28 protein-coding genes are annotated in these 26853 nt (G+C 46.7%); 22 read left to right on the forward strand and 6 right to left on the reverse strand.

The genetic code is table 11. From position 1 onward, the window contains the following. Positions 1-152: 152 nt before the first annotated feature. From AC5YB3_RS15220 to murA, 8 genes are all read left to right on the forward strand, one after another. Entirely contained in the window at positions 153-311 is a 159-nt protein-coding gene (locus AC5YB3_RS15220; protein WP_494525643.1) for a hypothetical protein, read from the forward strand. A 206-nt stretch (positions 312-517) separates the two neighbouring features. Next, positions 518-1336: a phospholipid ABC transporter ATP-binding protein MlaF gene (gene mlaF, locus AC5YB3_RS15225; protein WP_494525644.1), complete on the forward strand. Its 819-nt coding sequence runs from the start codon at positions 518-520 to the stop codon at positions 1334-1336. Then, positions 1333-2118, forward strand: a complete 786-nt coding sequence (gene mlaE / locus AC5YB3_RS15230; protein ID WP_494525645.1) for a lipid asymmetry maintenance ABC transporter permease subunit MlaE — start codon at positions 1333-1335, stop codon at positions 2116-2118. The genes mlaF and mlaE overlap by 4 nt, the downstream gene beginning before the upstream one ends. 56 nt (positions 2119-2174) lie before the next feature. Continuing rightward, the gene (gene mlaD, locus AC5YB3_RS15235) at positions 2175-2648 is read left to right on the forward strand and encodes an outer membrane lipid asymmetry maintenance protein MlaD (protein ID WP_006083061.1); all 474 of its coding nucleotides are present in this window, start codon (positions 2175-2177) and stop codon (positions 2646-2648) included. 11 nt (positions 2649-2659) lie between these two features. Next, positions 2660-3322 (forward strand): MlaC/ttg2D family ABC transporter substrate-binding protein, encoded by a 663-nt coding sequence (locus AC5YB3_RS15240; protein WP_012586764.1) that lies wholly within the window; start codon positions 2660-2662, stop codon positions 3320-3322. Continuing rightward, complete coding sequence (locus AC5YB3_RS15245) at positions 3319-3603, forward strand: STAS domain-containing protein (protein WP_494525646.1); 285 nt, start codon at positions 3319-3321, stop codon at positions 3601-3603. The genes AC5YB3_RS15240 and AC5YB3_RS15245 overlap by 4 nt, the downstream gene beginning before the upstream one ends. A gap of 19 nt (positions 3604-3622) precedes the next feature. After that, complete coding sequence (locus tag AC5YB3_RS15250; RefSeq protein WP_006083058.1) at positions 3623-3880, forward strand: BolA family protein; 258 nt, start codon at positions 3623-3625, stop codon at positions 3878-3880. 9 nt (positions 3881-3889) lie between these two features. Next, on the forward strand, positions 3890-5149 hold the full coding sequence (gene murA / locus AC5YB3_RS15255; RefSeq protein WP_006083057.1) for a UDP-N-acetylglucosamine 1-carboxyvinyltransferase: 1260 nt from the start codon (positions 3890-3892) through the stop codon (positions 5147-5149). A gap of 122 nt (positions 5150-5271) precedes the next feature. Here the strand turns inward: murA and degS are convergent, their stop codons facing one another. Beyond that, complete coding sequence (gene degS / locus AC5YB3_RS15260; protein ID WP_006083056.1) at positions 5272-6354, reverse strand: outer membrane-stress sensor serine endopeptidase DegS; 1083 nt, start codon at positions 6352-6354, stop codon at positions 5272-5274. Positions 6355-6469: 115 nt separating this feature from the next. Then, on the reverse strand, positions 6470-7822 hold the full coding sequence (gene degQ / locus AC5YB3_RS15265; protein ID WP_494525647.1) for a Do family serine endopeptidase DegQ: 1353 nt from the start codon (positions 7820-7822) through the stop codon (positions 6470-6472). A gap of 413 nt (positions 7823-8235) precedes the next feature. Here degQ and zapE point away from each other — a divergent pair, with 413 nt between their 5' ends. From zapE to rlmB, 8 genes are all read left to right on the forward strand, one after another. After that, positions 8236-9348, forward strand: coding sequence for a cell division protein ZapE (gene zapE, locus AC5YB3_RS15270; protein WP_115335535.1), 1113 nt, complete (start codon positions 8236-8238; stop codon positions 9346-9348). A gap of 290 nt (positions 9349-9638) precedes the next feature. After that, entirely contained in the window at positions 9639-10067 is a 429-nt protein-coding gene (gene rplM / locus AC5YB3_RS15275; RefSeq protein WP_006083053.1) for a 50S ribosomal protein L13, read from the forward strand. 14 nt (positions 10068-10081) lie between these two features. Continuing rightward, positions 10082-10474, forward strand: a complete 393-nt coding sequence (rpsI, locus tag AC5YB3_RS15280; protein WP_006083052.1) for a 30S ribosomal protein S9 — start codon at positions 10082-10084, stop codon at positions 10472-10474. A 154-nt stretch (positions 10475-10628) separates the two neighbouring features. Continuing rightward, the gene (locus AC5YB3_RS15285) at positions 10629-10817 is read left to right on the forward strand and encodes a DUF2065 domain-containing protein (protein WP_494525648.1); all 189 of its coding nucleotides are present in this window, start codon (positions 10629-10631) and stop codon (positions 10815-10817) included. A gap of 72 nt (positions 10818-10889) precedes the next feature. Further along, a complete protein-coding gene (locus AC5YB3_RS15290) occupies positions 10890-12185 on the forward strand; it encodes an adenylosuccinate synthase (protein ID WP_006083050.1) in 1296 nt (431 codons plus the stop codon). A 112-nt stretch (positions 12186-12297) separates the two neighbouring features. Continuing rightward, positions 12298-12954, forward strand: coding sequence for a flagellar protein MotX (motX, locus tag AC5YB3_RS15295; protein ID WP_011847814.1), 657 nt, complete (start codon positions 12298-12300; stop codon positions 12952-12954). Between the two features lie 39 nt (positions 12955-12993). Then, the gene (rnr, locus tag AC5YB3_RS15300) at positions 12994-15417 is read left to right on the forward strand and encodes a ribonuclease R (protein ID WP_006083048.1); all 2424 of its coding nucleotides are present in this window, start codon (positions 12994-12996) and stop codon (positions 15415-15417) included. Beyond that, positions 15418-16158 (forward strand): 23S rRNA (guanosine(2251)-2'-O)-methyltransferase RlmB, encoded by a 741-nt coding sequence (rlmB, locus tag AC5YB3_RS15305; protein WP_006083047.1) that lies wholly within the window; start codon positions 15418-15420, stop codon positions 16156-16158. Positions 16159-16303: 145 nt separating this feature from the next. On the opposite strand, the gene AC5YB3_RS15310 is transcribed toward rlmB, so the two are convergent. Together AC5YB3_RS15310 and AC5YB3_RS15315 are read right to left on the reverse strand one after the other, a co-directional pair. Further along, positions 16304-17746, reverse strand: a complete 1443-nt coding sequence (locus tag AC5YB3_RS15310; protein WP_115335534.1) for an MFS transporter — start codon at positions 17744-17746, stop codon at positions 16304-16306. 237 nt (positions 17747-17983) lie between these two features. Then, positions 17984-18727, reverse strand: a complete 744-nt coding sequence (locus AC5YB3_RS15315) for a DUF481 domain-containing protein (RefSeq protein WP_107402640.1) — start codon at positions 18725-18727, stop codon at positions 17984-17986. Between the two features lie 213 nt (positions 18728-18940). Between AC5YB3_RS15315 and rpsF the strand changes: the two genes are divergently transcribed. Genes rpsF through rplI form a run of 4 tightly spaced genes read left to right on the forward strand, consistent with a single transcriptional unit; the run spans position 18941 to position 20379 of the window. Further along, on the forward strand, positions 18941-19336 hold the full coding sequence (gene rpsF, locus AC5YB3_RS15320) for a 30S ribosomal protein S6 (RefSeq protein ID WP_006083044.1): 396 nt from the start codon (positions 18941-18943) through the stop codon (positions 19334-19336). Between the two features lie 8 nt (positions 19337-19344). Beyond that, positions 19345-19650: a primosomal replication protein N gene (gene priB, locus AC5YB3_RS15325; RefSeq protein WP_006083043.1), complete on the forward strand. Its 306-nt coding sequence runs from the start codon at positions 19345-19347 to the stop codon at positions 19648-19650. Between the two features lie 12 nt (positions 19651-19662). Then, the gene (gene rpsR / locus AC5YB3_RS15330) at positions 19663-19890 is read left to right on the forward strand and encodes a 30S ribosomal protein S18 (RefSeq protein ID WP_006083042.1); all 228 of its coding nucleotides are present in this window, start codon (positions 19663-19665) and stop codon (positions 19888-19890) included. A 36-nt stretch (positions 19891-19926) separates the two neighbouring features. Then, positions 19927-20379 (forward strand): 50S ribosomal protein L9, encoded by a 453-nt coding sequence (gene rplI / locus AC5YB3_RS15335; RefSeq protein WP_006086059.1) that lies wholly within the window; start codon positions 19927-19929, stop codon positions 20377-20379. A gap of 267 nt (positions 20380-20646) precedes the next feature. Here the strand turns inward: rplI and AC5YB3_RS15340 are convergent, their stop codons facing one another. Then, a complete protein-coding gene (locus tag AC5YB3_RS15340; RefSeq protein ID WP_259566775.1) occupies positions 20647-22845 on the reverse strand; it encodes a S46 family peptidase in 2199 nt (732 codons plus the stop codon). A 125-nt stretch (positions 22846-22970) separates the two neighbouring features. On the opposite strand from AC5YB3_RS15340, the gene dnaB reads away from it, so the two are divergent. Together dnaB and alr are read left to right on the forward strand one after the other, a co-directional pair. Next, a complete protein-coding gene (dnaB, locus tag AC5YB3_RS15345) occupies positions 22971-24377 on the forward strand; it encodes a replicative DNA helicase (protein ID WP_006083039.1) in 1407 nt (468 codons plus the stop codon). 103 nt (positions 24378-24480) lie between these two features. Beyond that, positions 24481-25557, forward strand: coding sequence for an alanine racemase (gene alr / locus AC5YB3_RS15350; RefSeq protein WP_494525649.1), 1077 nt, complete (start codon positions 24481-24483; stop codon positions 25555-25557). Between the two features lie 536 nt (positions 25558-26093). On the opposite strand, the gene AC5YB3_RS15355 is transcribed toward alr, so the two are convergent. Continuing rightward, complete coding sequence (locus tag AC5YB3_RS15355) at positions 26094-26558, reverse strand: chemotaxis protein CheX (protein ID WP_006083037.1); 465 nt, start codon at positions 26556-26558, stop codon at positions 26094-26096. Positions 26559-26853: the final 295 nt, after the last annotated feature.

A 26853-nucleotide genomic window follows, 5' to 3' on the forward strand; every position in this document is an offset into this window, starting at 1 on the left:
AGCTTATGTCTTGTTATGGTGAATTCCCTAAAACAACAAAACAATTGCGGCAGGCTAGAGCGATTGATCCGACTCGTCAAGTTCAGCTGCGGCAGCTATTCATGCACAATAACCTGTTTAGCGGTCGAAGGTCTTGAGCAATATCATCGTCTTTGTTGTTTATTTCAATGGATTTATCCCGTATCGCGCCGGGTATTACCGCACGGGATGCCTCTATTTCACACTCGTATATCGACTCATCGCACCTAAAAGTGGACGAAGAGCGAGCTAAGTGCGAACGAATTAGCCAATATCGCCAATTCTGCAACTAGGTTGAAAACATTAAGTAACATTTTACCTGTGCAGAGTGAAAACTTAGGGCGCATTTTCGCTGTAAATGAGGCAAATTGAAAGTATCGCAGGGCGATAGTGTCGATTCGGTTGTAGGTTAAAGCGCAATTACGTACAATTTGCGGCTCTTCGATTGGTCAGTCTAGGAAGACTAGGATCACCTCTTTTGTAAATGTCGGAATCAAGCATGACTCAAGAACAAACGCCGTTGGTTGAGATCCGTAATTTGGGGTTTAGCCGCGGTCAGCGTGTGATATATGAAGATATTAGCCTGTCCATTCCAAGGGGCAAGGTGACGGCGATCATGGGGCCGAGCGGCATAGGCAAAACGACCCTGTTGAAGTTGATCGGCGGCCAATTAACGCCTGACCACGGACAAGTGCTATTTGATGGCCACGATATCCATGGCGTGAGTCGCAATGAATTATTTAGTCTGCGTAAGCGGATGAGCATGCTGTTTCAAAGCGGCGCGCTGTTTACCGACATCAATGTGTTCGATAACGTGGCGTTTGCGCTGCGCGAACATTCAGGTCTGCCAGAAGACATTATTCGCACTATCGTGCTGATGAAGCTCGAAGCCGTAGGTTTACGTGGTGCCGCCCAGATGATGCCGAGTGAATTATCCGGTGGTATGCAGCGCCGCGCGGCATTGGCCAGAGCCATTGCGCTTGAGCCTGAAATGGTGATGTACGATGAACCTTTTGCCGGCCAAGATCCTATCTCTATGGGCGTGTTAGTGAAGCTTATTCGTGAGTTATCCGATGCGCTGAATCTGACCTCCATTGTGGTGTCCCACGATGTAGATGAAGTCCTCGGTATTGCCGATCATGTATATGTGGTGGCCGACAAAAAAGTCATCGCCCACGGCACGCCAGAAGAATTGAAGTACGCCGACAATCCGCAGCTGAAACAGTTTATTCAAGGCGCGCCGGATGGCCCTGTACCGTTCCATTATCCGGCGAATGATTACCAACAAGAATTAATGGCAAAAGGAGTTGGCAAGTGAAGTTAATAGACAGTATTGCCGACTTGGGCCGCAGCGCGATTGAGTTAGTGCTCGGTTTTGGCCGCGCAGGGCTCATGTTGTGGGGGGCGATTTTTCGCTGGCCATGGGTGCGCAAAGGTTTTCCACTATTAGTGCGCCAGATTTATGTGGTCGGCGTGCAATCTATGGTGATTATTTTAGTCTCAGGGCTTTTTATCGGTATGGTGTTGGCGCTGCAAGGCTACAACATCTTAGTTGGTTTTGGCACCGAAGAAAGCTTAGGCCCTATGGTGGCGCTCAGTTTACTGCGTGAGTTAGGGCCCGTGGTTACCGCACTTTTGTTTGCGGGACGTGCGGGTTCAGCCTTAACCGCTGAAATTGGTTTAATGAAAAGTACTGAGCAGCTATCGAGTTTAGAGATGATGGCTATCGACCCATTAAGGCAGATTATTGCACCGCGCTTTTGGGCTGGGGTTATCAGTATGCCATTGCTGGCGTTAATGTTTACCGCTGTGGGTATTTACGGTGGTCACATAGTCGGCGTGGAATGGAAGGGTATCGACAGCGGGGCATTTTGGTCGATTCTGCAGGCGTCTGTCGAATGGCGTCAGGACATAGTTAACTGCTTGATCAAGAGTGGTGTGTTTGCCGTAGTGGTGACTTGGATTGCGTTATATCGCGGTTATCAAGTGATCCCAAATCCGGAAGGCATCAGCCGTGCAACGACTCAGACTGTGGTTCAGTCGAGCCTCGCTGTATTGGCATTAGATTTTTTACTGACAGCCCTGATGTTTGGCCGCTAACGGAACACTGCGGATTTCGACACAGGTAAGATGGATTAACAGAGTGGTAGCCGAACATGTTGACACGAAAAATTGAATTATTAGTGGGTGTGTTTCTTTTAACGGGATTGGCCGCTTTTTTGGTCTTAGTCTTTAACGTCGCCAATATTGAAGTTAAAAGCAGCGATAGCACTTATACCATAAAAGCCAATTTCACCAATATTGGTGGCTTGAAGGTACGTTCGCCCGTTAAGGTTGGCGGTGTTGTGGTTGGCCGCGTCAGTGGCATTGATTTAGATCCCGTTAAGTTAGTGGCTGTGGTCACCTTAGTGATGGATAAGCGTTACGATAAATTCCCAGAAACCAGTAGTTTAGCTATTTTGACTTCGGGTTTATTGGGCGAGCAATTCTTGGGGTTAACACCGGGTTTTGTCGACGATGATGTCAGTATGCTCAAAGATGGCGACAAGATTGATGACACGCGCTCGGCATTAGTGTTGGAGGAACTGATTGGTCAGTTCTTATATAGTATGGGTTCGAAGGATAAATAGGGGTTACCGCTATGTTTAAAAACTTATCTCGTTTTTTACTGCCGTTAGTGATGGTTTTAGGGACAACGAGCGCTGTTGCCGCCGATGTGGTGGTCGACACTATGGACCCGTATGCCATGGTGAAAGCCGTTGCCAATAAAACCTTTGATCGTTTTCATAAAGATAAAGCGTTAATCGATGCTGACTCAGACCATTTAAAGGTGATCGTTCGTGAAGAACTAATGCCTTATGTCGATTATAAATACGCATCTTACAAAGTCTTAGGCCAGTATCTTAAGGATTCAACCGAAGATCAGCGTAATCGTTTCGTCGATGCCTTTGAAGGTTATTTAGTGTCGACCTATGCCCAAGCTTTTACTGAATACACCAATCAAAAAGTGGAATTTTCACCTGGGGTTGATTTCAGTAAAGAGAAAATGGTGGATGTGAACGTGCAGATCATCGAAGCCGGTCGTCCGCCAATCAAACTGCTGTTTAAGGCACGCCGTTTGAAAGATGACTCATGGAAGGCATTCGATTTAGTCGCCGAAGGTGTGAGCTTACTGTCTTCTAAGCAGTCTGAAATCTCGAATCTGATTCGTCAGCAGGGTATCGATCCTGTGATTAAGATGCTTGAAGATCGCACTAAAGAAAAAGTGACCATCAAGGCTAAATCAGGGAAGTCGCAGTCGTGATTGAATTTGTGCAACAGGGCACAGTTTGTCATCTCAAAGGGCGCATAACCCAAGCCGATGTCATTACACTTTGGCCACGGCGGCAACAACTGCTGTGCGAGTCTACTCAGATATTGTCTTTATCTGGGCTTGAATACAGTGATAGCGCTGGTATGGCATTTTTGCTGGCGTTAGTGCGTGAACATGGCAGCCAACTTGAATTGAGTTCTGCCTCACCACAACTTAAAAAACTCATCGATTTATATGATTTACATGCCTTCTTTACCGAAGAAGCGCATTGAGAATAGGGTAATAGATTTCATGGAATGCAGCTTAATCGAACAGATTTTACGTGATGCGTTAGGGCTTGAAGAAGTTCACGCTAGCTCGGATGGTAGCCATTATAAAGTGATCGCCGTAGGCGAATGCTTCGATGGTATGAGCCGAGTCAAACAGCAACAAGCCATTTATGCACCGTTGGCGGCACACATTGCCAGCGGTGAATTACATGCATTAACGATCAAAACTTTCACGCCGACTCAATGGAAACGCGAAAAAGTTTTCAACATGCCTAGCTAGTGAGGAAAAGTGGATAAACTAACAATTCAGGCAAGCCCCCCGCTTGCCGGTGATGTGATCATTTCAGGTGCTAAAAATGCGGCTCTGCCTATTCTGATGGCAGGCGTATTGGCCGAGACCGATTTTGTGGTTTCTAACGTGCCGAATCTTCGCGATGTGACTACTAGCTGTAAATTATTACGCTGCCTCGGTGCTGAAGTGACTGAGCTTGGCGACGGACAGATCCGCATTTCAACTACTAATCTGAATGAGTTTTGCGCTCCCTACGATCTCGTGAAAACCATGCGCGCGTCTATCTTGATCTTAGGGCCGTTATTGGCGCGTTATGGTACCGCAGACGTGTCATTGCCAGGCGGCTGTGCCATTGGCGCAAGACCGGTTAACTTACACTTACATGGCCTCGAAATGATGGGTGCCAAGATTGAAGTGAAAGAAGGCTATATTAAAGCCCGTGTTGATGGTCGTCTTAAGGGCGCACACATTTTCATGGACATGGTCAGTGTCGGCGCAACCGAAAACTTGCTGATGGCTGCGGCGTTAGCCGATGGCGAAACCGTGATTGAAAACGCGGCGCGCGAACCTGAAGTGATCGATTTGGCCAATTGCTTGATTGCCATGGGCGCAAAAATCACCGGCGTAGGCAGTGCAACCTTGCGTATTCAAGGGGTTGAGCGTTTACAGGGCTGTAATTACCGCGTGATGCCAGATCGTATCGAAACCGGTTCATTCCTGGTTGCTGCCGCGGTAACTCGTGGGCGTATTCGTTGCCTAAAAGCCGATCCTGCATCACTTGAGTCAGTTATCGCTAAGCTTGAAGATGCGGGCGCTAAGATTACGACGGGCGAAGATTGGATTGAGCTCGATATGCAAGGTAAGCGTCCAAAGGCGGTCAATATCAAGACGGCACCTTATCCCGGTTTTCCAACGGATATGCAGGCGCAGTTTTGTGTGCTCAACGCTTTAGCGCAAGGTACGGCAACCATTACCGAGACCATCTTCGAAAACCGCTTTATGCACGTGCCAGAGCTTATTCGTATGGGCGCAACCATGGAGCTTGAAGGTAATACCTGCATTATCCAAGGGATTGAATCCTTAAGTGGTGCACAGGTGATGGCGACGGATTTACGCGCATCAGCGAGTCTAGTGATTGCGGGTTTAGTGGCCGATGGCAAGACGATTGTCGATCGTATCTATCACTTAGACCGTGGTTACGAGCATATTGAGAATAAGTTCCAAGGTTTAGGCGCGCAGGTTGTGCGTACTCAGTAACGAGTTATTGAGCTATTGAGTTAGGCCTGAGAGATTAAAATCTCGACCCATTAAAAAACCAGCTTAAAAGCTGGTTTTTTGTTGTCTGCGTTTTAGTGTGCTACGCAATGAGGGGCGCCACTCTAGTTATCGACCACAACCTTTTCATCGATAATCACAGGTAACTCCTGTTGTTTACCTTGGCGTATCACAGTCATCATCACTTTCTTACCCGGTGTGGTTTCAGCGATGCGGTCCATCAGCATTTCAACACCTGGCACATCTTCACCATCGTATTTAATAATCACATCCCTTGGCATTAAGAGGGCTCGCGCCGCAGGGCCATTAGGATCGACACCTGTAACGAGCACACCTTTTAGGTCGGGTAGATTAAGGATTTGCGCCACCACAGGGTTAATTGGCTCGCCAGAAATACCCAAGGCACCACGGATCACGCGGCCATTCTTAATCAACTTACCCATAATGCTGTGGGCCAATTTAATCGGGATAGCGAAGTTAATCCCATGGCCGCCGCCTTCTTCACCCACTTGGAATGCTGCGGTATTAATACCGATAAGGCTGCCGTTAGTGTCAATGAGCGCGCCGCCAGAGTTACCGGCATTAATCGCCGCATCGGTTTGCAAAAAGTCTAAGTAACCAGAACTTAAGCCGTTACGACCCGTGGCACTTATGATGCCTTGGGTAATGGTTTGGCCTAAATTGTAGGGATTACCAATGGCGAGTACGACATCACCAACTTGAGGCGGACTGTCGAGGTTAACGGGGACAATCGGTAAATTATCGCCTTCAATCTTGAGTACCGATAAATCGGTTTCAGGATCAAAACCTACCACTTCAGAGGTAAATTTGCGTCCATCTTGCAGGGCGACAACAATCTCGTCGGCCTTTTTAATGACATGATAATTCGTAAGAATATAGCCTTCTTTGCTCATTATCACCCCAGAACCTAGGCCCTGTAGCGAGCCCGAGTTAAGAGGGCGGTTCTGATCTATGCTGAGACTATAAATGTTTACAACGGCAGGGGCTGCGCGGCGGACCGCCTTGGCAAAGGAGAGCTCGACTGTGTTGTTGGCTCGGGTTTGTAGCAGGCTATTACCGAGGGATTGGTTATCGAAATAACGGGTTACCAATAAAAACATGGCCGCCATGATAAGACCGAAAAGGGTGGCTTTACCGAGATATAATAGTGTGTCTTTTATCGTCATGGCAGGATGGATCTTGAAAAAGGTGAGTTAGATTAACATGTTTAATCTATGTAAGCATAGGGAACCTAAGCTCCCTATGCTTATGTGTGGTAGAAAAAATGGCCTATTTAGTCGATTAACGTAGGACTAAATACAACATGCTCTTATCACGCATGATCTTCAGTGCCACCGCACCTTCTTGATCTTTTAGCTGTGCTTTAAGTGCCTTAAGATCTTTAATGGCAGTACGGTTAATACCGATAATCACATCTCCTTTTTGCAAGCCACTCATTGCCGCAGGTGAACCTTGGGCGACATCGGTTATTTCAATGCCCTTAGATGAGTTTTCTAAGGATGCACCTTGCAACATAGGATGCACGGCGCCCGCCGCAGATTCACTGGTTTGGCTTGCTTCACCTAAGGTCACCTTAACGGTTTTCTTATCACCGTCGCGGATGAGTCCTAGTTCAACCTTAGCACCCGCGCCCATAGTGGCGACTTTGGCACGCAGTTCTTGGAAGGACTTAATGCCACGGCCATCGACGCTGATAATGATATCACCCGCTTTAATACCGGCTTTCTCGGCGGCACTGTCTTTAGCGACTTCATTCACGAAGCCGCCGTGCTGGGTGTCTAAACCAAAGCCTTGGGCGAGTTGGCTATCAAGATCGCGTCCCGAAATCCCCAGTACTCCGCGGCGTACTTCACCGTGTTCGGCAATTTGCGCGACCAAGTTTTTCACCATATTGGCTGGGATCGCAAAGCCGATACCAACGTTACCACCGCCTGGCGCTACAATTGCGGTGTTAATCCCAATCAATTCCCCGTTTAAGTTAACGAGTGCGCCACCCGAGTTACCACTGTTAATGGCGGCATCGGTTTGAATAAAGTTTTCCAGCATTTCTATGCCTAAACCGCTACGACCTAAAGCACTGACGATACCTGAAGTCACGGTTTGCCCTAAACCGAAGGGGTTACCAATGGCAACGGCAAAGTCACCAACACGCAAGTCGTCAGAGTTTGATGACTTGATTGCGACAAGATTTTTCGCCTCAATTTGCAGCAATGCAATATCCGATTCTGAGTCAGTACCAATGAGTTTGGCTTTTACTTCACGACCGTCATGTAGACCAACTTGAATATCATCAGCACCGTCAATCACGTGGTTGTTAGTGACTATGTAGCCTTTTTCAGCATCAATAATAACGCCTGAGCCTAAGCCTCTAAAAGGACGTTCCTGCACTTGCTCCTGCGGCGCATTGGGGCCAAAGAAGTAACGGAAAACATCAGGTACTCTTTGTTTTGAAACATGAGTACCCGTAACGGCTACGGACACAACAGCAGGTGTCGTACGCTCAAGCATGGGCGCAAGACTTGGAATGGATTGTCCCTCAACCGTCTGTGGAATGGCGGCCTGTGAGACGACTGGCATCATAGTCAGGGTCGCGGCTAACATTGCGGCTGAAAGTACAGATAATTTTGTTTTCATCTATTCATAACTCCAAATAAGGGTTGAACGATCTGGATGTAATGCATCAGCTATTGTGCGAGTGCCAGATCAAATCTGTATCGGTACCGGCTATTTGCCTAGGTAACCATTCGGACACGCACCTAATTGAAAAAGTTCATCATATTAACAAATGTTAATTTTTTTGAGCCTATTTTATCGACTGTTTCATACTCGTTGCTGAGTGGGAAACTGTGGGCAAGATACTCATTTTTCAAGCCCTGATATCAGCAAGTTTTGCCGATTAAAATGAAATACAGCATAGAGGTTTATTCGCCGTTTGTATGCTGTTTAGCGTTGAGGCAAAAGTCGTATTTAGCATTAATATATCCTGCGTCACATTGGCCGTGCTAATATCATCGCAGTTTTAATAAAGGACATAAGAGAATTAAAAAGTGCCTCAGTTAAGCCCTTGGCAGCATTATCAAAAAGATCTTACCCGTGACGGTTTTTCCCATGATCCGGCCCAAGAAATTGCGGTCAAAGCATTACAACGTGTCTATGAAGACTTAACGGCGGCGGAAGAGCCGAGTTCTATCGTAGGAAAATTGTTTAGTGCATTAGGCTTAAAATCGGCGCCTGCTTCACCTAAAGGCCTGTATCTTTGGGGCGGTGTGGGGCGTGGTAAAACCTATCTGATGGATACTTTTTTTGATGCCTTGCCTGGCGATCAAAAGCTGCGGGCTCACTTCCATCGTTTCATGCATCAGCTACATTTAGATTTAGATGAACTGAAAGGCGTGCGCGATCCCTTGCTGGTGATTGCGAAAAAGATGGCCGCGAAATATCGCGTTATCTGTTTCGATGAATTCTTTGTCTCCGATATTACCGATGCCATGTTGTTAGGTACGCTGTTTCAAGCGCTATTTAAAGAAGGCGTTGTGCTGGTCGCTACGTCTAACATCATCCCCGACGACTTATATAAAAATGGCTTACAGCGGGCACGTTTCTTACCCGCTATAGCCTTAATTAATCAACATTGTGAAGTGCTCAATGTGGATTCTGGCATCGATTATCGACTACGTACCCTTGAGCAAGCGGAGATTTATCATCATCCGTTAGACGCACAAGCCGATGCCAATCTTATGCGTTATTTTAGCCAGTTAGCGCCTGAGTCAGAGGTGCTTACCGCCGACATCGAAATCGAAGGTCGTAGTATCAGTATTCGTCAGCAGGCGCAGGGCGTATTGTTGGCCGATTTTAGAGCGCTCTGTGATGGTCCGCGAAGTCAGCGTGACTACATGGAATTGGCGCGGATTTATCATACTGTACTGGTCAGCGGCATTGAGCAAATGGGGGCATTTCTGACCGGTGATGATATCGCCAGACGATTTTTAGCTATGGTCGATGAGTTTTACGAGCGCAATGTAAAGCTTATCGTATCGGCCCAAGTGCCACTCGAAGATATCTACGCCGATGGCTTGCTTAACTTCGAGTTTAGACGTTGTCGCTCGCGTCTTATTGAGATGCAATCACACGATTATTTGAAAACAGAGCACCTGCCTTAACCCTGCGGCGCAAGAGTTTTGCTTTAACTCCCGTGTTAAATCACCAGTGGCTTGTTAATCCTTAGGACGACAAGCCAGATTGGTCGATATTTTATAATTTTTATCAAAATATCAGGTGATTTTTAACTCAGCTTTGTCTATACTCCGCAACCTGCCCACGTTACTCCGCCAATTGGGCGGAAGTTGTAAGCCGAAGTCAGTGCTCGAAGGGGTGCTAAAAGGCAATTTTGTGTTGTTTGCAAATGCAGACAGCATGTGAGACAGAAAATTAACTTTGGGTTTTTGTAATAATGAAGACTTTTACTGCTACACCAGAAACCGTAACTCGTGACTGGTTCGTCGTTGATGCAGACGGCAAAACTTTAGGTCGTATCGCTACTGAAATTGCTACCCGTTTACGCGGTAAGCATAAACCAGAATACACTCCACACGTTGATACCGGTGATTACATCATCGTTGTTAATGCTGAAAAAGTGACTGTTACTGGTAACAAAGCGAAAGGCAAAACGTACTACTCGCATTCAGGCTTCCCTGGTGGCATTAAGCAAATCAGCTTTGAAAAGCTGCAAGCGCAAAAGCCAGAAATGATCATCGAGAAAGCAGTTAAGGGTATGTTACCAAAAGGTCCTCTGGGCCGTGCCATGTTCCGTAAACTGAAAGTTTACGCTGGCGCAGAACATAACCACACTGCACAACAACCTCAAGTTCTTGATATCTAAACGGGATTAAGCAAATGGCTGCAACTCAGTACTACGGCACTGGCCGTCGCAAAACCTCTACAGCTCGCGTTTTCGCTAAAGCAGGTAGTGGCAACATCGTTGTAAATCAACGTCCTTTGGATCAGTATTTTGGTCGTGAAACTGCTCGTATGGTTGTTCGTCAACCTTTAGAGTTAGTTGAAATGACTGACAAGCTGGACATCTATGTAACTGTTAAAGGCGGTGGTATCACTGGCCAAGCAGGCGCAATCCGTCACGGTATTACCCGTGCTCTGATGCAATTAGATGAAGCACTGCGTCCATCACTACGTTCTGCTGGTTTCGTTACCCGTGACGCTCGTAAAGTTGAGCGTAAGAAAGTGGGTCTACGTAAAGCACGTCGTAAGCCACAATTCTCTAAGCGTTAATTCGTTTTTGGAATATCAAAAAACCCAGTCTATGCTGGGTTTTTTATTGGCTAAAATTTACGGTGCTGGCGAATTCATTTAAATAAGAGACTCTGTTGTTGGAGTGGGCTGATATACAATCAATTTGTATTGAACGACTGAGTTTGAGGTGCGCATGACTTTTCAAGTTTTTATGCTGGCAGTAGCACTTGTGTTACTTTTAGAGGGAGTCGGGCCCTTACTCTTTCCGAACAAGTGGCGTTGTTATTTAAATGAACTCTCCCATCAAAATCAGCAGGTTATCCAGCGACTCGGTGGCGCATTGGTCACTGCAGGAGTGGTGATTCTGGTGATTTTTGCGTAAAAAATAGCCTGCTTGCCCTTGCTTACTAAGATCTGTTAAAATTCTTTTTTAACCGCAACCTTGCAGCAAATAATGGGCAAAAACGTAGTTGTTCTCGGCACCCAATGGGGTGACGAAGGAAAAGGTAAGATTGTCGACCTTCTAACAGAACAGGCAAAATATGTAGTTCGCTATCAAGGCGGCCACAATGCTGGTCATACCTTGGTTATCGATGGTGATAAAACCGTTCTTCATCTGATCCCATCGGGTATCCTGCGCGATAATGTGAAATGCATTATTGGCAACGGTGTGGTGCTTGCACCTGACGCCCTGATGAAAGAGATAAACATGCTGAAAGATCGTGGTGTTCCTGTTGAGGAACGTCTGTTGATCTCTGAAGCGTGTCCGCTGATCCTACCATTCCATTGCGCCTTAGATATCGCCCGTGAAAAAGCACGTGGCAATAAAGCTATTGGTACAACTGGCCGCGGTATCGGACCTGCGTATGAAGACAAGATCTCCCGTCGCGGTCTGCGAGTAGGCGACTTGTTCAATGCTGAACTGTTTGCTGAAAAGCTGAAAGAAGTTATGAAATACCATAACTTTATGCTGACAGAGTACTATCAAGTCGAAGCTGTTGATTACGAGCAAACGCTAGCAGATGCTTTGGCTATGGCCGATTATCTGAAGAGCATGTGTGTTGACGTGACTGAACTGTTGGATACTGCGCGTAAAGCCGGTGAGCCAATCCTGTTTGAAGGCGCTCAAGGTACATTACTCGACATCGACCACGGAACTTATCCTTTTGTAACCTCTTCAAATACCACTGCCGGTGGTGTTGCGACGGGTTCAGGTTTTGGTCCGCGTCACTTAGACTATGTCTTAGGTATCATGAAGGCTTACACCACTCGCGTGGGTGCAGGTCCATTCCCAACTGAACTATTATGTGAAGTTGGTGATCATTTAGGTACTAAAGGTCATGAGTTTGGTGCGACAACGGGTCGTAAGCGTCGTCCAGGTTGGTTGGATGCTGTGGCAATGCGCCGTGCAGTTCAAATCAACAGTGTAAGTGGCTTCTGCTTGACTAAGTTAGATGTACTTGATGGTCTGAAAGAAGTGAAAATTTGTGTGGGTTATCAGAATCCTGATGGCACTATCTCTAAAGTGACCCCGCTTGCGGCTGAAGGTTATGAACTGGTTACGCCTGTTTATGAAACTATGCCAGGTTGGAGCGAGTCGACTTTTGGCGCGACATCCATTGAGCAACTGCCACCGGCAGCGATCAATTATATCAAGCGTCTTGAAGAGCTATTAGAAACACCAATCGACATTATCTCTACTGGTCCTGACCGTAACGAAACCATGATTTTGGTTAATCCGTTCAATTAAGACCTGTTAAGGCCGTGTTTCACGGCCTTTTTCTCTGCTTCTTTATGCCTTTCTCTGTTTAATTCTGCGGTTAGAAATTCAGCTCAAGCTCAAGAAATAGGTTATACTGCCGATGCAAGTATTCACCCTATTGTCATTGAGAGTCGTTATGCTACGTACAGCACTAGTTGCGCTACTGCCCTTAGTATCTTCAATGTGCTTTGCTGAAACGCAGGCGGTGGATATTTATAGCCAAGATCAATTGCTTGATTTGATCCGAAGCGATCAATATTTAGCGAAAGTGAAGCGTGATGATTGCCAGTTAGTCCAAGACATTGAGGCGCGAGCCCAAGTCTTAAAACAGCCTTTATATCAATTCCTGTGGGGCGAAATGCTCAATTATGGAACCTGTGTAAAGGCAAACCCTGTGAAGGGCATTGCTTTGTTACGTGACTCGGCCGAACAAGGTAGCTCAGAAGCGATGTTAAAGCTTGCCGAGTATTATCAGAGTGGGAAATTTGTCATCCGCAATAAAGACAGAGCAGTGCATTATTTACTGCCTGCGGCTGCAAGTGGTGATTTACCCGCTCGTATGATGTTAGTGCGTTTATTCGGTGAAGGTTATGGTAGTCCTAGGGATTACGAGATGGCCTATCACTGGTTATATAACGATGTATTTGCGGACGAGGCGACGAAGAAAAAAGCCTTGTCTTTACTGCAGGTGTTAGCAGCTAAAATGCCCCCCAGTGCAGTGGCGCGGGCCCAGCAAGAACAGTTGCGAACCCGTTAAGTGGTCTCTTAATCTAGAGACACATTATTTGGATATTGAATGATCAAAGACCCTCATTTTGAGCGTGAACAGGATAAGTACGAAAACCCTATCCCAAGCCGTGAGTATATTATCGATTACTTACGTTCTCAGAAATCACCTATCACTCGTGACAGTATTGCCGCGGCGTTAAACATCCAAGAGGAAGAACAGCTTGAGGCCCTGCGCCGTCGCCTACGTGCGATGGAACGCGATGGCGAACTCGTGTTCACCCGTGGGCAGAGCTATGGCTTGCCCGAGAAAATGGATCTTATCCCCGGCACTGTACTCGGACACAGAGAAGGCTTCGGCTTTTTCAAACCCGATGAAGGCGGTGATGACTTATTTATTTCGAACCGCGATATGTTGATGTATTTCCACGGTGATAAAGTGCTGGCGCAAAAAGCGGGCACAGATCGTCGTGGTCGCCGCGAAGCGCGTTTGGTGCGTTTGATCCAGCCGCGCAGTGCCGCGATTGTTGGCCGTTATCATGTTGATAGCGGTATGGCATTTGTCATTGCTGATGATAAGCGTATTACCCAAGAAATCTTAGTCGCGAATGAAGATCGCAACGGCGCCCGTCAAGGCGATGTGGTTGTGGTTGAATTAACGCGTCGCCCAGGTCGTTTTGTTAAGGCTGCGGGTAAAGTGACTGAAGTGCTTGGTAAGCAAATGGCGCCGGGGATGGAAATCGAAATCGCCCTGCGTAACTATGACTTGCCCCATACTTGGTCACCTGTGATCGAGAAGAAACTGCGCCGAATTCCCGATGAAGTGACCGACGCCGATAAAGTCGGCCGTGTGGATTTACGTCATCTGCCATTAGTGACTATCGACGGCGAAGACGCCCGCGATTTTGACGATGCCGTGTATGCGGAGAAAAAAGCCGGTGGCGGCTGGCGTTTATGGGTTGCGATTGCTGACGTCAGTTATTATGTTCGCACCGATTCAGCCTTAGATACTGAAGCGCGTGCCCGTGGTAACTCAGTGTATTTCCCATCACAAGTGATCCCTATGCTGCCGGAGAAAATCTCCAACGGCTTATGTTCGCTTAATCCTCACGTCGACCGTTTATGTATGGTCGCTGAGATGACAGTGTCTGCCAAAGGCAAGTTGTCGGGTTATAAGTTTTATCCGGCTGTGATGTATTCCCATGCCCGTTTCACTTATACCCAAGTGGCGGAGATGTTAGAAGGCGGCCCGATTGCGCCTGAGCATGAAGCCTTGTTCCCGCATCTGCAGTGTTTACAGTCATTGTATTTAGCGCTAGATGAGCAAAGAGCCGAGCGTGGTGCGATTGCGTTTGAAACCATGGAAACGCAGTTCATTTTCAATGAGCAGCGCAAGATTGATAAAATCGTGCCGCGTGGCCGTAATCAAGCCCATAAAATCATTGAAGAATGCATGATTTTAGCCAACGTTTCTGCAGCTAAATTTGTGAAGAAACACAAAGGCGACGTGCTGTACCGAGTGCATGAAGCGCCATCTGAGCAAAAGTTGGCGAACTTTAAAGAGTTCCTTGCTGAGCGTGGTTTGACTATGCCTGGCGGACTTGAGCCAACGCCGTCAGATTACCAGAACGTGATGCTGCAAATTGCCGACCGTCCCGATGCTGAACTTATCCAAGTGATGTTACTGCGTTCTATGCGTCAGGCAATTTACACCCCAGATAATGAAGGTCACTTCGGTCTAGCCTTAGAAGAATATGCGCATTTTACCTCGCCCATTCGCCGTTATCCGGATTTAGTCTTACATCGTGTGATCCGTTATTTACTGGCGAAAGAAAGAGGCGAAGCCACAGAGAAGTGGACGCAGGATGGTGGCTACCACTATCAACTCGATGAACTCGACCAATTGGGCGAAGAGTGTTCGACTACAGAGCGTCGTGCCGATGAAGCGACTCGTGATGTTAGCGATTGGCTCAAGTGCGAGTTTATGCAAGATCACGTCGGCGATACCTTCGAAGCTGTGATTGCCTCAGTGACGAGCTTTGGTTTGTTCGTGCGCTTAAATGAGCTGTTTATCGATGGCTTAGTGCATATCTCAAGCCTAGGTAGCGATTACTACCAATTCGATCCTATGCGTCAACGCCTTATCGGTGAGCATACAGGCCAAGTCTATCAAGTGGGCGATCCTGTGACGGTTAAGGTCGCTGCTGTTAACTTAGATGACAGACAGATTGATTTAGTCATGCTGGGCGATGACGGCAAAGGTGGCAAGCGTAAAGCCTCTGCCAGCCGTGATAAGCCGATGACTGCCCGTGAGCGTGTTAATCGCGAAGGTGCTAAGCAAGGCAAAGCGGGTAAAACCGCAACCCCTAGCACTAAGGCTGAAGCTGGCAAAGCCAAACCTAAGGCTAAAGCGGGCACTAAAGCGAAAAAGACAGCAGTAAAAGATCCGGCTAAAAAGCCAAAAGCCGCTAAGCGGAGCACGAGAAAGAAATAAATGAAAAAACAAGATATTATTTTTGGGATCCACGCAGTTGAAGCCCTGTTAAAACACAGCCCTGAGCGCATTATCGAGTTATGGCTGTTACAAGGCCGTGACGATGAGCGCTTAACTGTGCTTGCCAATCAGGCCAAAGCCTTTGGCACTACGATTCAAGTCGCTTCTCGTAAAGCCTTGGATGACAAAGCGGAAAGTAGCCAGCATCAAGGTATAGTCGCGCGCGTTAAAGCGGCGAAAGTGTTGAATGAGCAAGATCTAGATGTGCTGCTTGCTAACACTGAGCAACCATTTCTGCTGATTTTGGATGGCGTGACGGATCCCCATAACTTAGGCGCTTGCCTACGTAATGCCGATGCGGCAGGCGTGCAAGGTATTATCGTGCCTAAAGACAACTCAGTCGGCTTAACTGCGACAGTGAGTAAAGTGGCATGTGGCGCGGCGGAAACAGTGCCTTTATTCCAAGTGACTAATCTTGCGCGCACTATGCGTCACCTGCAGGATAAAGGTGTATGGATTGTGGGTACGGCGGGCGAGGCAGATTGCGAGCTTTATCAAGCCGATCTTAAAGGGCCACTGGCGATTGCCATGGGGGCGGAAGATAAAGGTTTACGCCGTTTAAGCCGTGAGTCTTGCGATTCACTGATCTCTATCCCTATGGCCGGTAGTGTGTCTAGCTTGAACGTATCGGTTGCGACCGGTATTTGCTTATTTGAAGCTGTGCGTCAGCGCCGCAGCTAGTACGCTCATGCTTGCCTGATATCGCACATGCGGTCAGGCTTGCAGTAACGACTTGTTGCAGTAACTATTTGTTGTAGTTAGCACTTGCAGTAATAAAAAGACCGATTAACTTTAAACAGTTAATCGGTCTTTTTTGTTGGCCTTTTTATGTCAGTGCTTTGTCTAGGTTAACCTGATGGCTATCGGCTTCATCCGTTTGAACGGCTTCTGGCTCTGCTTGTTCGATATCGAAACTGAAGGCGAGTTGCTCCTCATCACTGTCATTTTCGTCGATAATATCGTCATCGACGCCATCAGCCCCTAAATCATGCTCAGATTCATCTAAGTTGGCGCTCGGCGTCATATGTTCTTGAATCGATTCAACATCAACCCTAGGGTCAAGCGCCGCCGCCAGTGGTGAAGAGACTAGGTCGCCCGTCGCCATTATGTAGTCTTGGGTGACATTGGTTTCGACTTTTTGCTGTGAATGCACGTAACGTAGCCGCACAAACAGGATGAAGGTACAGGCAGACATAAAGCCATATAACATGCTGTTGCCAAGCCATTGCATCAACGTTGAGGCGATAAGTGGGCCGATACTGGCCCCTAAGCCGAAGGTTAATAAGATGGTGGCAGATAAACCGACCCGCTCATTCTGTTCGACTCGTGAGTTAGCCAGTGCCGTAGCAAGTGGATAGAAGGTGAAACCTAAAATACCAAACAGGAAGGTCATCACCAGCGAAATCACTGGATGATAGGGCGTTAAGGCGATGGCTAAGGCTAAGATGCCAAGCAATATACAGTTGATACGAATAAGGCGACTGCGGGACATAATGTCGGACAGTTTCCCCATCGGCCATTGTGCCAGTAATCCTGCTAAAATTGTTGCAGTCATATAAGTGGCGACTTTTTCAGGCGGCAAACCTAAGTTACTAGCATAGGCGGGCGCGAGACCATAAAACGAACCCACTATCATGCTACCAATTGCGATGGTTGTGAGTGCCTGCGGCGCTTTTTTCCAGTAATGGGCAATTTTAAGTGGAGCTGGGACCAAAGGCGCAGGGTGAAGACGACGCGTGAGTGAAATCGGTACGATACAGAGTGAGAAACAAATCGCGATCAGCAGTAACGGCTCAAGGCCTAATTCGGGGAAGATACTGATCGCGCCTTGGCCCAAGATCAAGCCGAAGTAAGATACGATCATATAACTCGCAAACACTGTGCCCCTTTGGTTACTTTCGGCTTGTTCGTTAAGCCAACTTTCGAGCACCATGTATTGGCACATCATGCCCATGCCGACAACGAGCCTGAGGAGCAGCCAAACTGCTAGCTCATCCACGAGTGCATGACCCAATGCAGATGCGGCGACTATGCCTGCACTGGCAACGAAGGCGCGGATATGGCCCACTTGGGCGATAAGTCTATGACCAATCTTAGAGCCCGCCACAAGGCCAACATAATAGGCTGACATCATGCCACCTATCCATATTTGTGGCACGTTCATCACCGAGAGCCTGAGCCCAAGGTAAGTTGTGAGCAAACCGCCGGCCAGTACCATTAACAAGGTGGTGCTATATAAAGAGGCGAAAGTGCGCAGCGGATTAGTCATATACAACTCCGAAAACACAAACAAGATTGATAATAAACCGTGAGTATATCAGGGGTTGGTGTTTATGTTGTGTTGCAAATTGTTGGTAAATCTTGATTAATTGCGCATTTCTGCTCAAAAAATCCTTAGATTATGTCGAAGTGACTTGAGAGGGGGCGGAGGAACTTTAACATTGACGCCAGCCGAAGATGACATTGGCGTCGTGTTCTTGTATTGCTTCGGACTATCTAAAAGTGGTTATCTAAAGGTATAAAGCAGGTTAAAGGTGGTGATGGTATCTGTCTGTTGGCTACCCTCTGGTACCACTTCAGTGTATTTGATGTTCATGCCGATTTTAAAAGCCCAATCTTGGAACACCAGATTTTTGTAGTTCATGTCTAAGGTAAGGGTGTTGTTGTTCTCGCCCATTTCCGCAGTTAAATCGGCATTGAGACTGCTGTATTCCTGCAGTTTTTGAGAAAACTTTGCAGCGGTACGCAAAATGATATCTTTCTCAGCATCAGGATTGGGAATATCGACAGATTCGGCCGGTAAGTTATATCGATAACCGGGGCCGACTTCGAGACTGAGTTTGGTCTTGTAGCTACTGATGGCATTAAAACCGTAACCACTCGAAATAGTTGATATTTGCGTGTAACTACCGAATTGATCCCAAGTGAAATCACCGCGTCCGAAGATATAACCCTTAGTGAGTTTATAGTTCGACTGGAGTTGTAGTTCGTATTTTTCGGAAGTCGTTTTGCTTTTTTCTGAGGCAAAGTAGGCTTTGAGCGTGGCTTCTTGCTTGGTTTGCTTAGTGTCGTAAATCAGTTGGGTTCGACCGTTAAAACTGCTGGATTCGGTATTGCCTGTATTCAGTTGCAAACCCGCTTCGATTTCTGCGGTAAAATCGCTGGGCGGTTCCTGATAATCAGGTGGAACAAGCGCAAGCGCAGGAAATGAAAGGGAAAATAAAAAGATTGGCGCAATAACTTTTAGCATTATGTTTTATTCTTGGTTAGCTGATGTCAGACGTCCGAATATAGATGAAGCGCCATCATACCTGTATTGATTGGCGAGGCAAAGTTATTGCTTGAGTTTCTGGCTTGCTTTCTGTACTATCTCGCGCTCAAATCAGTCACTATTTTTCGTTCCTTGCCTCCATTTGGTTTGACTGAGCCAATACCGAGGCTACATAACCGTAAGGAGCAATAAATGCGTCATTACGAAATCGTATTTATGGTTCACCCAGATCAAAGTGAACAAGTACCAGGTATGATTGAGCGTTACACAGGTGTTATCACCGAAGCTAACGGCACAATCCACCGTTTAGAAGATTGGGGCCGTCGTCAACTGGCTTACCCAATCCTTGATCTGCATAAAGCTCACTACGTTCTGATGAACGTTGAAGCTAAAGCAGAGACGATTGAAGAGCTAGAAACAGCTTTCCGTTTCAACGACGCAGTTCTGCGTAACATGGTAATGCGTACTAAAGTTGCCGTTACTGAAGCATCTCCAATGGCTAAAGCTAGAGATGAGCGCGATTCACGTCGTGGCCCAGCTGGCGAACGCTCATACGATGAAGCTCACGCTGAAGAAATCGCTGAGTAAGGTAATCTGTGACCACCAATAACTTGGTGTTGTCAGGAACGATAACTCGTTCAAGACGCTTTAAAAGCCCAGCAGGTATTGCACACAGTGTGATAATGTTGGAACACAAATCGCAGCGTTATGAAGCAGATATGCTCCGCAACGTCTACGTACAAATTCAAGTGATTTTGAGTGGCCCACGCTTTGAAAGCGTCGCAGAAGATCTGAAAGCAGGTGTGGAAGTACAAGTGCAAGGCTTTATGACGCTTCAACAGGGGCGCAATGGTCAAAACCGCTTAGTTATCCATGCCGAAAATGTCGAATTGAAAACTTAGGAGACTGTCAACATGGCACGTTATTTCCGTCGTCGCAAGTTCTGCCGTTTCACCGCTGAAGGTGTTGCAGAAATTGATTACAAAGATATCGTTACTTTAAAGAACTACATCACTGAAAGCGGCAAGATTGTTCCTAGCCGTATCACTGGTACTAGTGCTAAATATCAGCGCCAACTAGCTCGCGCTATCAAGCGTGCTCGTTATCTTTCTCTACTGCCATATACTGATTTACATCAGTAATTGCAGTATTCCTAATCGAATATAGAGGATTTGATAATGAACGTTATTCTGCTTGATAAAATCGCTAACCTAGGCAACTTGGGTGACCAAGTATCAGTTAAGGCTGGTTACGCACGTAACTTCCTTTTGCCACAAGGTAAAGCTGTTGTTGCTAACGAAAGCAACGTTAAAGTATTTGAAGCTCGTCGCGCTGAATTAGAAGCTAAATTAGCTGCTGAATTAGCTGCTGCTAACCTACGTGCTGAGAAAATCACTGCACTGGAAGCTGTTGTAATCGCTTCTAAAGCTGGTGATGAAGGCAAACTGTTTGGTTCAGTTGGCAACCGTGACATCGCTGATGCAGTGACTGCTGCTGGTGTTGAGCTGGCTAAATCAGAAGTTCGTTTACCATTAGGCGCTCTGCGTACTACTGGCGACTTCGAAGTTGAAGTTCAGTTACACACTGAAGTTAAAGCTGTTGTTAAAGTATCTGTGGTTGCAGAAGCTTAATTACGACTCGCTTTAAATATAAAAAGACACCGCCTCGGCGGTGTTTTTTTATGGCTGAAATTTAGGATTTGAGTGTATTTAGGTTTGGATATCGGCTCTGCGATGGATTTAATACGATTGGTATAATTGCTAGGTGATATACGCCTACTCATTCAATCTCATCATCCCAAAGTGTATTCGCTGCTAAAATACGAGCCCAAATAAAAGCCGCTTACTGCATAACAGTGAGCGGCTTTTGGTTTAGAGCAACGGATTTAGCTCAAGGTATTAATTTCTGACTAAATCCAGTTCTTGGATTAGGTTATCTGCATGGTCGACTTCGTCCATCATCCACAGGATATAGCGGATATCCACGTGTACTGCGCGGGTGATGGTTGGGTTGAAGAACCAATCTTTAGTGATGGCCTCGTAGGTGGAGTCGAAGTTAAGACCTACTAACTCACCTTTACCGTTGAAGACTGGTGAGCCGGAGTTGCCGCCTGTGGTGTCAACGCTCGATAAGAAGTTTACCGGTACTGAGTTAAATTCTTCGGGTTTGTCTAAGCAAGAGAAGAGTCTGCAAATCCAGCCGCGGGGATCTTGATAAACCGATTTCACTAAATGATTGCCAAAGCGCTGCTCGGCAATCGCATCGAGGAGCTTTTTCGGTGCATTGTAGGGCTCAACGCCTGTGTGTTTCGCGACTATGCCATCTAGACGAGTAAACGGCTGTTTGTAGAGTGCATCACGTGATTGATAACCATCGACCATACCGTAGCTGATACGCAGCGTACCGTTGGCGTCAGGGTAGACTGGCCAGTTGTTGGCTTTATAGTATTCGATCACTGCGGCCATATAGTCTGGGCGAGCAGTTGATAACTTACCGTCTAAGATTTTTTCCGTTTTTTCCTGCGCCATATTCGTGTCGTAAAGTGCTACGGCTAAACGAATAAAGGGATCGGCACTGGTTTCGAAGGCGTTAACATCGGCATTCATCCACGCCAGACGTTGGGCTTGGTCTGTGAGCGTAGTGAGTGAATACAAACCATCGAGTTTAGCCGCAAGATCTACGTCTTTACTGTTTACACTTAACATTTTATCGAGCGCTGCCACGCGATTCGATTGGCCTAGGTAAGCATTTAAATCCTGTAACCACAATGTCTTATCGACTTTGACATCGAAACTCGAATCGATACGTTTAAGACGCGAGCTCAGCATCGCTAAATCACGCTCTTGATAGCCTTGTTCACGTTCGGCATCGGGCTTTTGTTTTTCTTTCGCAAGACGATACAAGCTGTTTGCTGCGGTTAACAGGGTGCTCGATTGGGCATTAGTAAAGTAGTAATTACTTTGGAACGCCTGTTGTTGCTCGGCAAGTAGCACTTCTAACTCAGCGATGAGGTTTTGATTTAGCTTAGGATTTTGTTTAAGCCAAGCTAAAAAGTTATCCTCACGGCTTTGTTTAATGCCAACGATATCCGTGGCTTTAAAACCCGCTAACAGGCCATTGAGTTTCTTCATTCGGTTGGCCATTGAAGCCATATTGCCAGCGTACTTAATGGCGATATCGGCATCTTTTTGCCCCATAGCTTCGATAGTATCAATCTGTAATTGATAGCGTTTAGCTTGGGTGGGATACAGCCAGTCACTGGCAAACTTAAGCTCACTAGTGAGGTTATAGCGACTGGTTGAGCCTGGATAACCTGCGACAAACACGCCGTCACCGGCTTTCACGCCATCGGCGTTGATCTTAAGGTAACTCTTTGGCTTGTAAGGGATGTTATCGTCGCTATAGGCTGCGGGTTGGCCATCTTTTCCGACATAAGCCCGCAAGAAGGCAAAATCACCCGAATGACGTGGATATTCATAGTTATCGATGTCGCCGCCAAAGGCACCGACACTTTCCGGAGGTGCATACACTAAGCGTACATCGCGGATCATCAATTGCTTGATTAGGTAGTATTCTAGGCCGTTATGGAAACTGCGGACATTACAGCGATAATTCGCATCGGCTTCACAGCTTTTGATCAATTCTTTGCTGTGATTTTGAATGTCTTCGTAACGGCTCAGCGGGTCTTGGCTTAGGCCTTGATTGATTTGGGCGGTGACATCGGTTACTGCCTCTGTGATGTATAAACGTTCGTTAGGACCGGCAGAGGGTTCCTTGTCCATTGATGTCGCTAAAAAGCCTTGTTCGAGATAGTTATGTTCTTTCTTAGTGTTATATTGTATCGCCTTGAAGGCACAATGGTGGTTTGTCACAACTAGCCCTTGGGGGGAGACAAAACTGGCGGTACAATAGCCCAGCCCTACAACGGCATTCATTGGATAACTTGTAAGATCGGCCAGTTTTTCTGCAGGAATATCGATTCCGCGTTCACTGAGTTTGTCTGCAATAGAAGGCATTTGATAAGGTTGCCATTGTCCTTCGTCGGCAGTTGCTATGCCGGATGTCATTACTAAGGCCGCAACCAATGCAATACGCATGTTCTTTCCTTATTGATTATTAGAGTGTCCGTTGGAATGAGATAACAGGCGAGTGTAAACATCCTGTTTGCTTGACGCGGGTTTTATATCATATTTTGTTAAGTTGTTGGAAATCGGGAGCGTTAATGTCACAACAAGGTGCTTTTAAGCCTAAAAGTAAGCCAAGAGATTTGCAACTTGATGGACTCAAGCTGCCACCGCATTCAATTGAGGCTGAACAATCGGTATTAGGCGGCTTGATGTTAGATGCCGAAGCGTGGGACAGGGTCGCTGAGGCCGTCGTAAAAGATGACTTTTACTCCCGTTCACACAAGATGATCTTCTCTGCCATGCACAGATTGGTCGATCTGGGGCAGCCGATCGATTTGATCACTGTTTCTGAACAGCTCGAAGTTGAAAATCAATTAGAAGATGCCGGCGGTTTTGCCTATTTAGGTGAGATTGCGAAAAATACCCCAAGTGCGGGTAACATTTTATCCTACGCCGAAATCGTCCGTGAACGCGCTGTAGTGCGTGACATGATCCGCGTAGCGCACGAAATTGCCGATGCAGGTTATAACCCAGAAGGCCGCGATTCGAGCGAATTACTCGACCTTGCTGAGAGTAAAGTCTTTAAGATCGCTGAGATGCGAACCAATTCCAACGAAGGTCCCGAAGGCATTAAGACCATTCTGGAAAAAACCGTCGATAAGATTGAGCAGCTTTATAATAACCCCCATAACGGTGTGACTGGGGTTTCGAGCGGCTTTAACGATCTGGATAAGATGACCGCTGGTTTCCAATCCGGCGACTTGATTATCGTTGCGGCGCGTCCTTCTATGGGTAAAACCACCTTCGCGATGAACTTGTGCGAACAAGCCGCGATGAATGAAGACAAGCCGGTGCTTATCTTTAGTCTCGAGATGCCGTCAGAACAGATTATGATGCGTATGTTGGCCTCCTTGGGCCGCGTCGATCAAACCAAAATCCGTACCGGTCAGCTCGATGACGAGGATTGGGCGCGGGTTTCATCGACCATGGGTATTATGCTCGAGCAAGGCAAAATGTATATCGATGACGGTTCGGGATTAACGCCGACCGAAGTCCGTAGCCGCGCGCGTCGTATCGCCCGTGAGTACGGTGGTTTATCGATGATCATGATAGATTACCTGCAGTTAATGCAGGTGCCCGCCTTGAAAGATAACCGTACCTTAGAGATTTCTGAGATTTCACGCTCCCTAAAGGCGTTAGCCAAAGAGCTAGAAATCCCGATTATTGCCCTGTCGCAGCTTAACCGCTCGCTTGAGCAAAGGGCCGATAAACGCCCGGTAAACTCGGATTTGCGTGAATCGGGCGCTATCGAGCAGGATGCGGATCTCATCATGTTTATTTATCGCGATGAAGTGTATAACAACGATTCTCAAGATAAAGGTACGGCCGAAATCATTATCGGTAAGCAACGTAACGGCCCGATTGGTCGGGTGCGACTCACCTTCCAAGGGCAGTTTTCGCGCTTCGATAATTATGCCGGACCTCAGTTTGAAGAAGACTAAATTTACGTTTGAAAATAGTAAATTTGCGTATGCAGAAGACGTGCTGTGCTGATGTATTTTTTATATCCGTGACTTTTTATTTCCTGAGTGAGCAAGGTAAATTTTGAACCCTTTTCCCCGAGCAGAAATTAGCAGTAGTGCACTGCAAACCAATCTCGCTGCGTTGCGTCAACAGGCACCAGCGAGTCGCGTAATGGCCGTCGTTAAAGCGAACGGCTATGGTCATGGATTATTAAATGTCGCCCATTGTTTAGTCAGTGCCGATGGTTTTGGCTTAGCACGATTGGATGAAGCCTTAGAATTACGAGCGGGCGGCGTGACAGCGCGTTTGTTATTACTGGAAGGTTTTTTCCGCGCCACCGATCTCCCGTTACTCGTCGGGCATGATATCGACACTGTGGTGCATCATAGCTCTCAGCTTGAGATGTTAGAGCAAACTGTGTTGTCTAAACCTGTGACTGTTTGGCTAAAAGTGGATTCAGGCATGCATCGCTTAGGCTTTACGCCCGAGCAATTCTCAACGGTTTACGAGCGATTAATGGCCTGTCCCAATGTGGCAAAACCGATTCATTTGATGACGCATTTTGCCTGTGCAGATGAGCCAGATAACACTTATACCTCAGTACAGATGGCGGCTTTTAATACCTTAACAGCTGGCTTACCCGGATTTAGAACCTTAGCCAATTCCGCCGGTGCTTTGTATTGGCCGCAAAGCCAAGGCGATTGGATCCGTCCGGGAATCGCCCTCTATGGTGTGTCACCTGTCACTGGAGATTGCGGTGCGAATCACGGACTAGTACCTGCGATGGAACTGGTATCACAGTTGATTGCGGTGCGGGATCATAAAGCCAATCAGCCAGTGGGTTATGGTTGTTTCTGGACCGCGAAACAAGATACCCGTTTAGGTGTCGTCGCAATTGGTTATGGTGATGGTTATCCCCGCAATGCACCGGAAGGTACACCTGTGTGGGTCAATGGTCGTCGCGTACCCATAGTAGGCCGCGTCTCTATGGACATGTTGACTGTCGACTTAGGCCAAGATGCGCAGGATAAGGTTGGCGACAGTGCTTTGTTGTGGGGTAAGGCATTACCCGTTGAAGAAGTTGCTGAACATATCGGTACTATCGCTTATGAATTAGTCACTAAGCTCACCCCTAGGGTTGCGGTTTGTTTAGCTTAGCTTTGTTAACTTCATCGCGTGAGTTTACTCTCATGGGCTTAATCTCGCGTGCTTAGTCTTATGAGACTAGCCTGGTGAAATGAACCTCGTTAGCTTGAGCGAGTTAAGATGCAGAATCATAAAACGGTGTGTTAAACACCGTTTTTTATTTGTAGAAAGTATAAGATGAAGTCTCGTGGTGAATCATCAGCACTATATTTGCATCGTCTCATTGCTCCGAATAAAAGCGTTACAGTTTGCTAATTTTTGCAGTGTGCTGAGCGAGTAGGGCTTAGATAAGCGCATTGCAGTTAAGTACTGATTTGATGTGCAGGCTGGGTGACTCGATATGTTTACGGGTAGAGCCGCGCGAATTGAACAGTTATCGAACACAAATGAGACAGTGAAATGAATGGTAAAAGTATATTCATGTGCTGGTAATCCAGCCGTTCTGATCTTTGTTATATAGCTTTAAATAAGCAAATGAAACATAAGATCCAGAGCGACAGGAGCGTTAATGTAATTTGAGCCATGTTGACTCGGTACATTTTAAGTTTTTAGTTTTCAAAACATATTTCGATATAAGCGGTCCCATGTGGGCTAGTAAAAGGCATGATAATCTTAGTGCCATTCGCTTTATGGGAAATGGTGTGGCCTTTTCCTGACACGACCATAGGGGTGGCCATTTCAAACTCATAGCCTTTCTGACCCAATAGATTTTTTGCGCCGCCAGTCACCATGTTGGTGATTTCACCCACTAGGTCAGTCACTTCCTCGTTAATTTTACCCGGGTTTTCGCCTAGCATATTCTGCATTATCTGCAAAACCAGCTTTTGTTCGAAGGTAATCGATAGTGATCCTTTTGTTTGGGGGCCAACGAGCCCAATGAGGCCAGACACATCCCCCTTCGCTAAGTTATCTGATTTGATTTGAGGTTTGCCCGGCGTCAAATCCATGCTCGCCATAGTAGAAATGACATTGAGCAGAGATTGGAGGAAAGGATTAATAAAATTAACGTTCATGCCTAAGTTTGTCCTCTTTTGAGCCTAAACCATGAAGTAATGGCATTGCTTAAGGCTATTAGAAAAGTTGCTTATCGACAGCAATCTTGATCACACTCTATCAGCTTAGATGAGACAGCTATAAATGTGAGGCTAATTTAAAGATATTCTTATCATTTATCCGAGATATATACGGCTATGGCCCAATATCACTGTGCCATTTATGGTTGCGATCGCTTTGCATCATAGTTTACAAGTGTTACTCAGGAAGACGTTGAACGTCAAATGGCGCTGTTTTACGCTACATAAATACAAA

The sequence above is a fragment of the Shewanella sp. 1311 genome (assembly GCF_059338235.1).